A 13,939-nucleotide genomic window follows, 5' to 3' on the forward strand; every position below is an offset into this window, starting at 1 on the left:
AGCGGCTATTCTAAAAGCCGCTCCTGCCGGGTGAGAAATCAGCCAGGGCCTTGATGGCCAGCCAGGAAAGCAGGGCGCTGCCAATGGGCAGGCAATCTTCCTGGATATTAAACCGGGGATGATGCCAGGGGTAGGGAGTCTCTCCCGGTATGGCTGCCCCGAGGTTAAAATATACTGCCGGAACCTTTTCCGCATAGCGGGCAAAATCCTCGGCGCCCATGGAGGGGGCCGCCAGTTCGAAAACCTTTTCCGGCCCCAGGATTTCGCCGGCTGCCCGGCGAAACAGCTCCATGAGCCTGGCATCGTTTATTAGCGGCGGGTAACCCCGCAGGTAATCCAGTTCAATCTCCGTCCCGCTGGCGGCCGCCACCCCGGCCAGGACCTGGCGCATACCCCTTTCCAGTTCCTGCCGGACAACCGGATTCAGGGCGCGGGTGGTACCGGTCATGGTTACCTCGGCGGCGATAATGTTTTCCTTCTCGCCGCCATGAATAGTACCGATGGTGAGAACGGCCGGCTGCACCGGATCCATACGCCGGGAAATAATAGCCTGCAAAGCCAGAACGACCTGGGCGGCAGCGACGATGGCATCGGCCCCCAGGTGGGGCGAAGCGCCGTGACTGGTGCGGCCTTTAATTTTAATGGTAAAGTTGTCGGCCGACGCCATGGCAGCCCCCGGGCGAATGCCCACCGTACCCACCGGTAGATAAGAAGTGACGTGGAGGCCGAAAATGGCCTTCACCGGCGGGTTGTCCAGGACGCCCGCCTTTAATATCAGGGCGGCCCCGCCCGGCGGTAATTCTTCTCCGGGTTGAAAAATAAATACTACCGGCCCGGGGAGTTCCCGGCGACGTTCGGCTAGCAGTGCCGCCGCTCCTAAAACTACTGCCATATGGGCATCATGGCCGCAACCGTGCATCCGGCCCGGGTAGCGGGAAGCATACTCCACCCCGGTGGCCTCCTGGATGGGCAGGGCATCCATATCGGCTCTCAGGGCTACGGCAGGGCCGTCTTTCACCCCCTCCAGCAACCCTACGACACCAGTGCCGGCGATCCCGGTTCTGACCTGTAGTCCCAGTTCCGCCAGAACGCCGGCCACCAGGGCAGCCGTCTCCCTTTCCGCAAAGCTCAGTTCCGGGCACTGGTGCAACTGCCGCCGCCAGGCCACCAGGCGAGGTTTGAGTGCTGCTGCGGCAGCCAGGAAATCATCGCTCTTTAAGTTGCTTTTTAGCATGCAGGGAGTCACCTTTGTTTCTTTTAATTACCCGCCTGCAGGCCTACAAGTGTCCTGGCAGGCCGGTTACCAGTCTAATTATACTCCCCCGCCCATGTTTAATACAATTTCCACTTTATCGCCCTGCTGCAGGTTCTGATTATATTCCTCAGGCAATAACAGCCGCCCGTTGACTTCAACGGCCACCGTCACGGGATTAAAATTAAGCTGTTCCACCAATTCCTTTACGGTAATACCTTCCGCCACCTCTTTTTCCTGCCGGTTTAAAATAATCGTCACTGGTCCTCTCCCCTTTCCACGAGTAATGAATAAATATTGGGGCCAACCTTTCTTACCTGGTGGATCTTATGGCCCTCTGATTTAAGGCTCCGGGGGACATTATTCAATGGCTCCCCTTCTGCCAGCAAAACCTCCAGGATTTCCCCGGGCTGCATCTCCTCCAGGGCTAGTTTGGTTTTCACAAAGGTTATGGGGCAGCAGTCCCCGGTAATGTCCAGGCGTTTCGTCGCTCTAATCTCCGCCACCGGTAGCAACCTCCCTGTAATAGATGTCAGAGGCAAGAGGTCAGGAGCAGGAAAACGATCTGCAGCCGTCTTTTTCGTTACGCCTCTTGCTATCAGCGTGCCATATTAGCCTTCTGCAACTCCTCACCTGGGCCGGGAAAAGAGACGAGTTGCCGGAACAATTCCGGTCCGAGACGTTTTATAGTATCGGCCAGGCGCTCCTGCCCTTTCCTTTTTTGTTCAAAAACCATTAATATCGAATTAATTAAAGGGATTACCTCATTTTCCGGGACGAAATCAAACATCTTATACCCCAACTGGGGGCTGCTTCCCATTTTACCACCAGCGTAAACTACAAATCCCCTGGCGGCCATTACCCAGGCATTGGTGGGACAGGAGGCTATGCAGGCCCCGTCGCCATAGCACTTTTGCCGGTTGATGGTTACCTTATCATCAATGATTTTAATTGCTCCACCGGGGCAGATGGACTGGCACAACCCGCATAGGTTGCAGCGTTCGGCCACCAGTTCCGGGTAAACAATGCCCTGCAGGCCAACATCGTTTTCCCTGGGCTTGGTACAGGCATTGAAACATGCGGCGACGGCAATTTTAAATTTAACCGGTACTTCGCGGCCGAAAAAGGCCCGGTCTATTTTCTGGGCCATCTCCCGGGTATCAACAACGCCGTTGGGACAAACTTCCTTTCCCGGGCAGGCGACAATCGAACGTACGCGCGGGCCGCAGGCCCCCGGTAGCAGGTTCAGAGCCTTGATTTCTTCAATCAGTGCCTGGTAATCTTCCAGTCTTACGCCGGGTATTTCTACCCCCTGGCGGGTGGTCAAGTGGACTTCGCCCCGGCCATATTTAGCAGCAACCTTAGCAATATTCTCCAGGTCCCGCGCCGTTAAATGCCCGCCAATGGTCCGCAGCCGCATGAGAAAAAGGTCGGGGCTCTGCTGCTTGATAAAGCCGCCTTTTTTTAGTTCATGAAAGTCTAGTGTCATAAGTGATTTCACCTTTCGCATTTTGCTTTACAGACAAAAGTGTACTCTTCCAGTTCACGGATGCGCGGATTTTCCCCGCAGACAGGGCAATTACGGTTACGTTCGGCCTTTATTTCCCGGAAGCGCATCTCCAGGGCATTGTAGATCAGGAGCCGGCCGGTGAGGGTTTCCCCAACCCCAAGTAAAATTTTAATTACCTCGGTAGCCTGAATGGCCCCGATGAGCCCCGGTACCGGACCCATGACGCCGGCTTCCTGGCAGCTGGGCACGGCTCCCGGCGGGGGTGGGTCGGGAAAGATACAGCGGTAACAGGGACCCTGGCCGGGTTTGATGGTCATGACCAGGCCGTCCCATTGCAGTACCCCGCCTTCAACCATAGTTTTTCCAGTCATGACACAGGCATCGTTTAACAAATAGCGGGTGGGAAAGTTGTCAACGCCGTCGACAATCACGTCGTAGTCGCGGATAATAGCTAAAATGTTGTCTTTACCTAAACGCAGCGGGTAAGTATTTATAGTCAGCGCTGGATTTAAGGCCAGCAAGGTTTCGCGGGCCGATTCCGCCTTGAGCCGTCCCAGGCGGTCGCTATTGTGGAGAATCTGGCGTTGTAAATTGGAAAGGTCTACCCTATCGCTATCGACTATACCTACAGTACCTACGCCGGCAGCCGCCAGGTAGTAGGCTACCGGCGAACCAAGACCCCCGGCCCCCACGATCAACACTTTCCCCTGTTTCAGCTTTTCCTGGCCCCGGCCGCCGACGTTCTTCAGGATAATCTGCCGGCTGTAGCGTTCTATTTCTTCGTTGGTTAAGGCCATTCTTAGCCCTCCAATCTCGACTAAATATATCGGTTTATCTTAGATTATAGCAGGGACCAAAAAGGTGGTCAAGACAATTTTTTTTAAATTATACTTAACCCGCGTCACCCCCCTTATTCCCCCCTTTCCCTCCGCTTCCACTCCGCTTTTGTACCCAATTTCACAATTAAATATAATTTAACTGCCGCACCACCATCTCCTACCTGCTTGCTAAAGGCAACCTGGCAGCTCTCCTGGTGCTTGAAAAAATCTTCCTGGGATGTTGCCCTAAAACCCTTGACGTCTTTTTTAAAACGTAGTATAGTAAACTCATCTATTCCGATTGAATAACTTAATAAATATGCCAAAAACTCTTATCAAGAGCTGGCGGAGGGACTGGCCCGATGAAGCCCGGCAACCGGCCTGTGGGAACCCAGGTACGGTGCCAATTCCTGCAGGATTTTCCTGGCAGATGAGAGTTGAAAAAAAGCTCTTCGTCTGCGAAGAGCTTTTATTTTGTCATGAGGGGAGTTGGATAAAATGCGCCTGGCTACAGAGCTGGTCCAGCTGGGAGTAGGATACGATAGTAAAACAGGAGCTATCAGCACGCCTATCTACCAGTCTGCTACTTTCCGTCACCCGGCCCTGGGACAGAGCACCGGTTTTGACTACAGCCGGACGGGTAACCATACCCGCCAGGTCCTGGAAGAAGGCCTGGCCGGGCTGGAGGGAGGCTGTCGCGCCCTGGCCTTTGCCTCCGGCATGGCCGCTATTACCGCCGTTCTCTGCCTTTTCCGGCCCGGCGACCACCTGCTAGTCTCTGAAGATCTATACGGGGGTACTTACAGGCTGCTCAACCAGGTAGCGGTTCCCTGGGGGCTGGAATTTTCCCTTGTAGATACTACTGATCTGGCTGGCCTGGCTGCATCTATAAGGAACAATACGAAAGGCATCTTCCTGGAGACACCTACCAACCCCTTAATGAAAATCACCGATATTGCTGCCGTGGTCGCCCTGGCCCGCCGGCGGGGCCTGCTGACTATTGTGGATAATACTTTTATGACCCCTTACCTGCAGCGACCCCTGGAACTGGGAGCGGACCTGGTGGTCCACAGCGCCACCAAATATTTAGGCGGCCACAATGATGTGGTTATGGGGGTAGCGATAGCCGCCCGGGAGGACCTCAGCGAAAGGCTGGCCTTTTTCCAGAATACCATCGGCGCTATTCCCGGTCCCCAGGATTGCTGGCTGGTGATCCGGGGCTTGAAAACCCTGGCCGTACGCCTGGAGCAGGCCCAGGCCAGCGCTTTAGAGCTGGCCCGCTGGCTGGCCGGACACCCCTTGGTGACCAGGGTTTATTATCCGGGCCTACCCGATCATCCCGGTCACGAAATCTGTAAGAAACAGGCCAGCGGGTTCGGGGCTATGCTTTCCTTTGAAGTCAAGGATGCCGCCCTGGTGGAGCAGGTTTTACGGCGCTTAAAAATTATTTCCTTTGCGGAAAGCCTGGGTGGGGTAGAAAGCCTGATCACCTTTCCGGAGCGCCAGACCCATGCCGAAATCCCTGCCGGGATGCGTCTTAAACTGGGCATCAATGATCGTTTGTTACGTTTATCAGTTGGACTGGAAGATTTGAACGATCTCAAGGCCGACCTGGAGCAGGCCCTGGCCTGTTAATCTACCGGCCAGGACGAGAAAAGAAGTACCTTACCCTGGGCGGCGGTTTAAAATTACCGCCAGGCAAGCGAGGACTTTCAAGAAGAGGGGTAAACAAAGTATGCAGAGAGGAACGCGACTCATCCATCACCGCTTATCTATGGATTCTGCCACCGGTGGGGTCAGTATCCCTATCCACCAGAGCGTGGTATTTGCCCAGGAGAGCCTGGACCAGCCGGGCGAATATGAATACACCCGTTCCAGCAATCCTACCCGGCGGGCCCTTGAAGAAGCCATCGCCGATCTCGAAGGAGGTAATTACGGCTTTGCTTTCGCTTCCGGCATGGCGGCCATTACGGCTGTTTTGAGTCTCTTTGCGACCGGTGACCACCTCCTGGTATCCCGGGATATTTACGGCGGCACCTACCGTGCCCTGACCAGGGTCTTCCGGCGCTTTGGCCTGGATATCACTTTTGTCGATACTACGGACCTGGAGAAGGTGGCGGCCCAGATCCGGCCTTCTACTAAAGGGCTTTACCTCGAAACCCCCTCCAACCCGTTAATGAAAATTACCGACCTGGCCAGGGCCGCCGCCCTGGCCAGGGAACACGGCTTGATAACCATAGCCGACAATACCTTCATGACTCCCTATTTCCAGCGACCTCTGGAGCTGGGAATTGACATCGTCGTCCACAGCGCCACCAAATACCTGGGGGGCCACAGCGACTGCCTGGCCGGCCTAGCCGTCACCCGGGATGCCGGGCTGGGCCGTGAGCTGGCTTTGTTACAGAACACCCTGGGAGCAGTCCTGGCGCCCCATGAGTGCTGGCTGATTTTACGGGGCCTCAAGACCTTAAAGGTACGCCTGCTCCAGCAGCAACAAACAGCGACTGTACTGGCAGGATGGTTACGCAAACAGCCGCAGGTGAAGGTCGTCTACTACCCCGGCCTGGAGGGGCACCCGGGCCGGGAGACGCACTTCCGCCAGGCCGGCGGCGCCGGGGGCGTACTGTCCTTCCGCCTCTCCACGCCGGAACTGGCCCGCCAGGTCATTAACAATGTCCGCCTGCCGGTAATTGGGTCTAGCCTGGGGGCGGTGGAAAGCATTATCTCCCTGCCGGCCACCATGTCCCACGGCAGCCTGCCGGGAGAGCTAAAGCGCGAACTGGGGATCACCCCCGACCTGGTGCGGCTCTCGGTGGGTCTGGAGGAGGCGGAAGACCTGCAGGCCGACCTGGAACAGGCGCTGGCTCTCCCCGCGGGCACAGGTAAAAACAAACTATCGCATTTAAAAAGTAGTTGACTTAACCAAGGTTAAATTGCCTTTTTAAGAAATTAACACCTTGATTTTCGCAAGAACTCCTGCGCTCACGCCTACCGGAGCTGTGCAGGCAAATTCGGCTTGACGTGCCTGCCAGTCTAAGCTTTCAACCTGGTCCGCCAGTACAACCCCGGAAACTTCTATGCCTTCAGGTAACGGTTTTGACAACAAAGTCAAGTGACTTACCCCGGTCAAAAACATTTTTCATGGGTTCGCTGAAGGGGTATGGCCGGAACGGCCAGCCAGGGCCTGCCGCCGCTGGCAGATCACCCCCAATGCTGCCGCGGCCAGGAGTATGAATTGGGGCAATAGGGTCTCCCAGGTGGGGTAAATACCCAGGAAATCTATGGCCGGCAGCCCCGGTACAGGCGTAGCTCCGGCAACACCGGCTTCCTGCAATGCTTTCACTCCATCGCCGGCAAAAACGAATGCTAAATAGTAAAGCAGGAGGCTGGTGCCCAGGAAGAAAGGCTTTAAAGGTATTTTCAAACTGCCATAGCGCACCAGCAGGAAGATGGCAGCCAGGGCCAGGATTCCCGCCGCAAACCCCAGCCAGACAAGGCCCGCGGCACCAGCAGCGTTGTTCAGCAGGGCCTGGTAGAAGAGAACGGTTTCCGCCCCTTCGCGGTAGACGGCCAGGAAGGCTGCCGCCCCCAGGGCCAGGGCACTACCGCTGCTTAAAGACCCCTGGACTTTATCTTCAATATAACGCTGCCAGGACTTTGCCTCGGCCTTACCCACCATCCAGTGGCTAACCGCGAAGAGGACGATGGCCGCCAGCAGCATGGTCGCCCCTTCCAGGATCTCGTTGCTGGCGCCGCTCAAGCGGAGAACCAGTTGCAGTACGATGGCCGTGACGATACTGGCCAGCACGGCCAGGCCAGCACTGTAATAAATCGTAGGGATCCGGCGCTGGTTGCCGCTCTTAACCAGGTAGGCGACTATGGCCCCCAGGATCAGGATGGCTTCAAAGCCTTCGCGCACTAAAATGAGGAAGGAAGAAAGAAAGTTCTCAAGAGGGTTTTGTTGCTGCGGCCCGTCCAGACGGGCAGCATCTTCCCGCAGCATGCCGGTCAGTTCGGTTATGGCCTGTTCGACCTCGGGTACAGGCACCTGGTTGCCCATGAGCTTTTTTATGTTGCTGAACTTATACTCGAGCAGGGCGGCACGATTGCTAGAATGTTTGGAAAGGATGGCCCTTTCCAGGCCTTCCTTTTCAAAGAATCCAAAATAAGCCTCATTAACCAGGCCTCTGGCCTTCTCCGCATCTCCCTGGCGATAGGTATTGAGGGATTGCCGCAGGATACCCTCAATCTTATCGACCACCTTTTCCCATGACGTTGCCGCCTGGCTCGTCTCCTGCCAGGCGAGGATAATTACAAATAGTATTAGTAGGACCAATATAACTTTACGTGACATTCCGTTCCCTCCTCCAGAGAAGTGTTGCTTCCGGGAATAATTCAACTTCCCGGTGCCTTGTCCCCCGCTCGCAAGCCTTTAAGCCTTGCGATATTAATATTCATTCTCATTAATATTACATCTTTATCCCCTTCGTAATTACTTTCAAGGCTTTAATAGCTCATGTTTAGAATTTCAGGTTACTTGCGAAGCACCTCCATGTTGATAACGATTTTCATTTTCGCCATTATTATACTTTCTTGCCTCTAATAATGTCAAGTATTCCGGTATAAATTTCTCATATTAATTTAGTCTTGCAGGTACCAAGCCGGTTTTTTAAACCAAAAAAAGCAGGCGCATGCAAGTATGACGCCTGCTGATCCAGCAAATTATAATTGCCACTTAAACTCCCGTACCGGCACCCCGCTGAGGTTATTAATGCTTAAAGTTAGCTCCCTGGGGGGTTCATTTCCAGGGGCCATAAAACGTATCATGCCTTCCGGGTGGTGGCCGTCCCGGTTGACAAATTCCCAGCTACCCGGTCCGGCATCGCGGCCGTTGACCTTTAAGCGTATAGCCTCGGCAAAGTCAAAGTCCCGTAAATCGCCTGAATGGGTGGTCAAGGCCAGGTTAAATACCAGGTTCGCAGATAGATCCTGCTCCTGTTCCGGAGTCATTTTCAGACCACGGGCCTGCAGGTATTCCGGTGTCAGCCAGATAACATCAACAGCAACCTCGCCCTGGCTATCCTGGCGTTCATAAAATCCGGCTTCCGCGGGCCGGCGCACCACCGGCACCTGGCTGTCTGAGGGCTTTTGTTTCTGGCCCGGGTTGGACTCCTGTTTGCTCTGTGGGGCTGTCGCCGGAAGCGAAGATTTTCTGGTATTAACTTCTTCTCCTGCCCTGGCTCCCCCGGAATTTTCCGGGAGAACAACTGCCCCCCTGTCCTTCTGGAAGCGGGAATCACCACAGCCGGTAAGGATGACTGCCATCAGGATAAATAAACTGGAGAGGATTATCAAGAAACGGCCTTTATTTTTCGGCATTGCCAATCTTCCCTTCACTTTAAGTAAGCTATCATTATTTTTTCAGCACCCTGGAGGGCCAGATGTTATTTGTGGCTATGAGGCGCAGCATGAGATAAATGCCCAGCAAATTGATGGTTATACCCAACCACATGACTGGGTACCGGTATCGTTCCAGGAATATGGCGAAACCTGAAGCGCCGATAACAGGCAACAACTCTCCCAAATGGTGCAGGCAGCAGGCCACCATGGAAACCGTCGAGGTCCCGGTACCCGAAGCAGCCACAGCACCGGCGCTGCCCGCCCGGCTAAATTTTTGCCAGCGCCGGATATAACTATAAAGGCCTACCTGGGTTCCAAAACCGGCCGCAATGGCCAAAACATAAAAACGATCCTGGCTTAACAGATCAAGGCTGTGCCGCCATGAACGAGAGCTGAGGCTAACCAGGAAGAAATAAAAGGCCACCAGGGCCAGGGCTGCTATCAGCCCGACCAGAAACGACTTTAAGCCCGGGTTCTTGCCGTAAATCATTTCATCCCCCACTTCCTGTTTTTAGTTCCTCCTTGTTAGTTTCCCTGTCCTCATTATGGAAGAAAAATGTTAGCAATCTGTGCTGAAAGTATAAAGAAAAGGTGAAGTTTTCCCTCTTCCCGAGCTTTTACATCCTACCCTGGTTATCCCGACCCGGATTACAGCGGTATGCCGGGCATAAAAATTTTACAACAAGGAGGTCATCTTTCAATCTTCCTTCTTTTTTTCTTCATAATATCTTCATAAAAGTTCGTTGACGCCGGGTGGCCGGGAAAATATAATCGAAGTAGCATTTTTACCCGTAAGGGGTAGGTATTCAAACAACTTTATAAAGCAGGGATTTGTAGAAAGTAGCATATAAAATCTTAGGCCGGTAAGTAAAAGACCCAGGCATGAGAAAGGAGTAATACGGTGCGGCGGGTACTTTTTTATCTAGGACCACTACCAGTAAACACTTTCGGTTTTATGATCGCCCTGGGCATCCTGGCAGCCATCTTTATCATTTTACGGGAGGCCAGGCGGAAAGGTTTAAACGAAGATAAGGTACTTGATTTTACTTTATGGGCCCTTATTTTAGGCATTTTCGGGGCCCGGGTCGGCTATGTAGTTGTTGCCGGCCCGGCATACTTCTGGCAAAACCCCTTACAATTCTTCCACCTCCAAGATGGCGGCCTTTCCATCCACGGGGCAATTATCGGGGGAATACTAGCGGGCCTTATTTTTACCCGGCGTTACCGGCTGCCCTTCTGGCGCCTGGCTGATACCGTAGCACCGGGGCTGGCCTTAGGGATAGCTATTGGCCGGGTGGGATGTGACGTCTTCGGCCGTCCCATGGCCAACGCCTGGCCCTGGGGAGTTATGGTCAACGGGCAACTGCTCCACCCGGCCCAGGTCTATGAGTTCATCCTCGACTACCTTCTTTTCTTCTACCTCTGGCGGCGGAGGAAAAATGTCGCTTACGACGGCCAGCTCTTTATCCGCTTTATTATCCTCTATGCTACCATCAGGGGAATAGTAGAGTTTGTCCGTTACAACCCGCCAGTTTGGGGTCCCTTCTCGGTGGCTCACGTGGCCAGCCTGGCCTTTATCATTGTCGCCGCCCTGGCCGGTATAATCCTGAAGCTACGCCCAGGGCCGCGGGCAAACTCCGGCGCTCCCGGGGCGGCTACCACAGCCGAACTCCGGGGCGTGGGAGCAACTATAGAAGACAGACTTACGGGGCAACTTTTAGTCCTGGTTTTACTGCTTGGCCTGTCCCTGGCAGCCTTTTATAGCCTGGGGCCGTAATAGCGCTGCATCGGAAAACTTGTAGACAGGATAAAAGGTGCTCTGGTAGAATTCTATTACAGACTTATACAGCGAGGAGGGATCAAAATTGACCAGGAAGCGCTGGATGCTGAGGGCCGTTGCCCATTGCAAAGAAGGTTGCTGAATTTAGTCCCGGGCATGACGTTAAACTGCCCGTTAGTTGAAACCAAGGAGCTGGCCTTCCCCTCCCCTACAGGAGGGGAAGGCTTTTTAAAATGCCCCGGGCAACTTCCAGGAAAGGCCAGGAATAAATTTTGTAGTTTTTGTGAAGTTCATTGACAGCATGTGGCCAGTAAAATATAATCGAGGTAAAGATATACGGGTGGGGGGTAGTTTAAAATGTTGGCCCGGCCACCGACCTGTACGGGAAAGAGACTATTGTACCTCTGGAATGGTACACCCGTTTATAAAATTGGCAGGGAAAGGGCAAGGTAGAAGTTGATAATTACTTACCCGGAGGTGAAAGATGGTGCCTGCCAGCGAAAAGAGCGGCCTGGCCCAGGTAAATTTGCCCATTATGGGTATGAGCTGTGCGTCCTGCGTGGCCAAAGTGGAAAAGGCTCTGAAAAATATGGCGGGCGTAGCTGACGCCCGCGTCAACCTGGTTGCCGGGAAGGCCACAGTGGAATATTTCCCGGAGCAGGTCGGCGTGCCCCAAATGGCCAAGACCATCCAGGAGATCGGCTATGAGGTACCGGAAGAGGAAGTTCTCCTGACGGTAAGGGGGATGAGTTGTGCCGCCTGTGTGGCCAAGGTGGAAAAAGCCGTTAAAGCTCTGCCCGGCGTCACTTCGGTAGTAGTGAACCTGCCGGCGGAATCGGCGAGAATCCGGTTCTACCCTGGGACCGTAGACAAGGCACGCATTAAAAAGGAAATCAATGCCCTGGGCTATGAGGCAACGGAAAAGCTAACGGGTCAAGAGGCCCTGGACCAGGAGAAAGAGGCCCGGGAGAAAGAAATCCGATACCAGCGCCGTAATATGTGGATTGCCTGGCCCTTGGCCACTTTAGTAATGATCGGCATGTTCCGGGACATGTGGATTTTCCCCTACTTTGTACCAGAATGGCTCGGAAACGTGTATGTGCTGTGGGCTTTAACCACACCGGTCACCTTTATCCCCGGCTGGCAGTTTTTCGTCCATAGCTGGAACGGCCTTAAACGCGGAACTACAGATATGAACCTCCTCTATGCGACGGGTATTGGGGCAGCCTATATCATCGCTACCATCAATACCCTCTGGCCTGAGGCCGGTTTTGGTGGGCGCGGGGCCACTTTCTTCGAGTCCGCCGCATTGCTCACCGCCTTTATCGTCCTGGGTCGTTACCTGGAGGCTATTACCCGCGGCCGTACTTCCGAGGCCATCCGTAAGCTCATGAGCCTGCAGGCCAGAACCGCCCGGGTTATCCGGGACGGCCAGGAGATGGAGATTGCTGCCGATGAAGTTGAGGTAGGGGACATTGTGGTGGTCCGCCCCGGCGAAAGCATCCCGGTGGACGGGGAAGTTATCGAGGGTTATTCGGCCGTAGATGAATCCATGCTTACTGGCGAGAGCATCCCGGTGGAAAAACGTCCCGGAGCCCAGGTGGTGGGGGCGACCATCAATAAGACCGGTTCCTTCAAGTTCCGGGCCACCCGGGTGGGGAGCGAAACAGCTTTAGCCCAGATCATCAAGATGGTGGAGGAGGCCCAGGCTTCCAAGGCCCCCATTCAAAAACTGGCCGACTTCGTGGCCGGCCACTTCATCGCCGGCGTCCACATCCTGGCCCTGGTAGTCTTTTTGTTCTGGTTCTTTATTGGCTACGATGCCTTTTTCCGGCCGGACAGTCGCTTTATCCTTTCACCCTACAGCCTGGCCGAGGTAGGTGTCTTCGGTTTCGCCCTCCTGTTATCGGTAACCACCCTGGTCATTTCCTGTCCCTGTGCCCTGGGCCTGGCCACTCCCAGCGCCGTCATGGCCGGGACGGGCAAAGGGGCCGAGAACGGTATCCTCTTTAAGGGCGCCGATGCGGTGGAGGCGAGCAGCAAGCTCAATGCCATTGTCTTTGATAAAACGGGAACCCTGACCAGAGGCGAACCCTCGGTCACCGATGTGATTGCCGCCCCGGGTTTTGAGCAAAGAGAAATCCTGCGACTGGCCGCCATGGCGGAAAAACCTTCCGAACATCCTTTAGGCGAGGCCATTGTCCGCGGCGCCAGGGAGGAAGGCCTGGCCATCGAGGAAGTACAGGACTTTGCAGCCATCCCGGGCCAGGGTGTCCGGGCCACCTACCAGGGCCGGGAGATCCTGCTGGGCAACCGCCGGCTGATGCAGCAGCGTAACATCGCCATAGGGGACCTGGCAGGACAGATGGAACAGCTTGAAGAGGAAGGTAAAACAGCCATGCTGATGGCCGTGGACGGTAGGGCCGCCGGCATCATCGCCGTGGCCGACACTTTAAAAGAGCACGCAAAGGTTGCCATCGAACGCCTGCACAGGATGGGTATCCAGGTGGCCATGATCACCGGTGATAACCGGCGGACGGCTGCGGCCATTGCCCGCCAGGTCGGCATCAAGACCGTCCTGGCCGAGGTACTGCCCCAGGACAAAGCCGAGGAAGTGAAGAAGCTTCAGGACCGCGGCCTCAAAGTAGCCATGGTGGGTGACGGCATCAACGACGCTCCGGCCCTGGCCCAGGCCGATGTGGGCATTGCCATCGGCTCCGGTACCGACGTGGCCAAGGAGACAGGGGACATTATCCTGATCAAGGACGACATTCGCGATGTGGTAGGGGCCATTGAGATCGGCCGCGCCACCATGCGCAAGATCAAAGAAAACCTGGTCTGGGCCTTCTTATACAATACCCTGGGTATCCCCATTGCCGCCGGCATCCTCTATCCCATCACCGGGCTGATCGTCAGCCCCGAACTGGCCGCCTTCTTCATGGCATTGAGTTCTGTCTCTGTGACCATGAATACCCTTACCCTCAAACGCTTCCAGCCCTCCCTCCGCCAGGAGCGGGATTAAGCTGCCCCCGAGGGGCGACGGGCGCCCCAGGCTGGTTAATATGGAGGTGGGAAGTGGAGGTTGGAGACTTGTAGGAACTGGCTATACCGGTTCCGGATTAAAGTCTGCCAAACTTACGTTTTCATCTAGCAAGAGGACTCCCGGCGCAAAATTATCA

The 13,939-nt window shown here is 54.9% G+C and carries 12 protein-coding genes and 1 riboswitch; of the genes, 4 read left to right on the plus strand and 8 right to left on the minus strand.

Annotated features, from left to right (window positions below):
- Nucleotides 1-10 precede the first annotated feature (10 nt).
- The 5 genes from MOST_RS15895 to MOST_RS15915 all read right to left on the minus strand — a co-directional run bounded on the left by MOST_RS15895 (nt 11) and on the right by MOST_RS15915 (nt 3,559).
- On the minus strand, nt 11-1,234 hold the full coding sequence (locus MOST_RS15895; RefSeq protein WP_054936656.1) for a M20 metallopeptidase family protein: 1,224 nt from the start codon (nt 1,232-1,234) through the stop codon (nt 11-13).
- Between the two features lie 78 nt (nt 1,235-1,312).
- Nucleotides 1,313-1,513: a sulfur carrier protein ThiS gene (thiS, locus tag MOST_RS15900; RefSeq protein WP_054936657.1), complete on the minus strand. Its 201-nt coding sequence runs from the start codon at nt 1,511-1,513 to the stop codon at nt 1,313-1,315.
- A complete protein-coding gene (locus tag MOST_RS15905; protein ID WP_054936658.1) occupies nt 1,510-1,758 on the minus strand; it encodes a sulfurtransferase TusA family protein in 249 nt (82 codons plus the stop codon). The genes thiS and MOST_RS15905 overlap by 4 nt, the downstream gene beginning before the upstream one ends.
- A 92-nt stretch (nt 1,759-1,850) precedes the next feature.
- Nucleotides 1,851-2,741, minus strand: coding sequence for a ferredoxin-like domain-containing protein (locus MOST_RS15910; protein WP_054936659.1), 891 nt, complete (start codon nt 2,739-2,741; stop codon nt 1,851-1,853).
- A gap of 8 nt (nt 2,742-2,749) precedes the next feature.
- On the minus strand, nt 2,750-3,559 hold the full coding sequence (locus MOST_RS15915; protein WP_054936660.1) for a HesA/MoeB/ThiF family protein: 810 nt from the start codon (nt 3,557-3,559) through the stop codon (nt 2,750-2,752).
- Between the two features lie 350 nt (nt 3,560-3,909).
- A riboswitch (SAM riboswitch) is annotated at nt 3,910-4,017 on the plus strand.
- A 61-nt stretch (nt 4,018-4,078) separates the two neighbouring features.
- Here MOST_RS15915 and MOST_RS15925 point away from each other — a divergent pair.
- Nucleotides 4,079-5,215 (plus strand): trans-sulfuration enzyme family protein, encoded by a 1,137-nt coding sequence (locus MOST_RS15925; protein ID WP_054936662.1) that lies wholly within the window; start codon nt 4,079-4,081, stop codon nt 5,213-5,215.
- 100 nt (nt 5,216-5,315) lie between these two features.
- On the plus strand, nt 5,316-6,497 hold the full coding sequence (locus MOST_RS15930; protein WP_054936663.1) for a trans-sulfuration enzyme family protein: 1,182 nt from the start codon (nt 5,316-5,318) through the stop codon (nt 6,495-6,497).
- Between the two features lie 222 nt (nt 6,498-6,719).
- Here MOST_RS15930 and MOST_RS15935 read toward each other — a convergent pair whose 3' ends face one another.
- From MOST_RS15935 to MOST_RS15945, 3 genes are all read right to left on the minus strand, one after another.
- Entirely contained in the window at nt 6,720-7,934 is a 1,215-nt protein-coding gene (locus MOST_RS15935) for an FTR1 family iron permease (RefSeq protein WP_054936664.1), read from the minus strand.
- A gap of 368 nt (nt 7,935-8,302) precedes the next feature.
- Complete coding sequence (locus MOST_RS17450; protein WP_054936665.1) at nt 8,303-8,959, minus strand: hypothetical protein; 657 nt, start codon at nt 8,957-8,959, stop codon at nt 8,303-8,305.
- Nucleotides 8,960-8,993: 34 nt separating this feature from the next.
- Nucleotides 8,994-9,470: a hypothetical protein gene (locus MOST_RS15945; RefSeq protein ID WP_161952869.1), complete on the minus strand. Its 477-nt coding sequence runs from the start codon at nt 9,468-9,470 to the stop codon at nt 8,994-8,996.
- Between the two features lie 411 nt (nt 9,471-9,881).
- Between MOST_RS15945 and lgt the strand changes: the two genes are divergently transcribed.
- Nucleotides 9,882-10,757: a prolipoprotein diacylglyceryl transferase gene (gene lgt, locus MOST_RS15950; RefSeq protein WP_083476607.1), complete on the plus strand. Its 876-nt coding sequence runs from the start codon at nt 9,882-9,884 to the stop codon at nt 10,755-10,757.
- Nucleotides 10,758-11,244: 487 nt separating this feature from the next.
- Nucleotides 11,245-13,782, plus strand: coding sequence for a heavy metal translocating P-type ATPase (locus MOST_RS15955; protein WP_054936667.1), 2,538 nt, complete (start codon nt 11,245-11,247; stop codon nt 13,780-13,782).
- The last annotated feature ends 157 nt before the right edge of the window (nt 13,783-13,939 follow it).

The sequence above is a fragment of the Neomoorella stamsii genome (assembly GCF_002995805.1).
Taxonomy (GTDB): Bacteria; Bacillota; DSM-521; order Neomoorellales; family Neomoorellaceae; genus Neomoorella; species Neomoorella stamsii.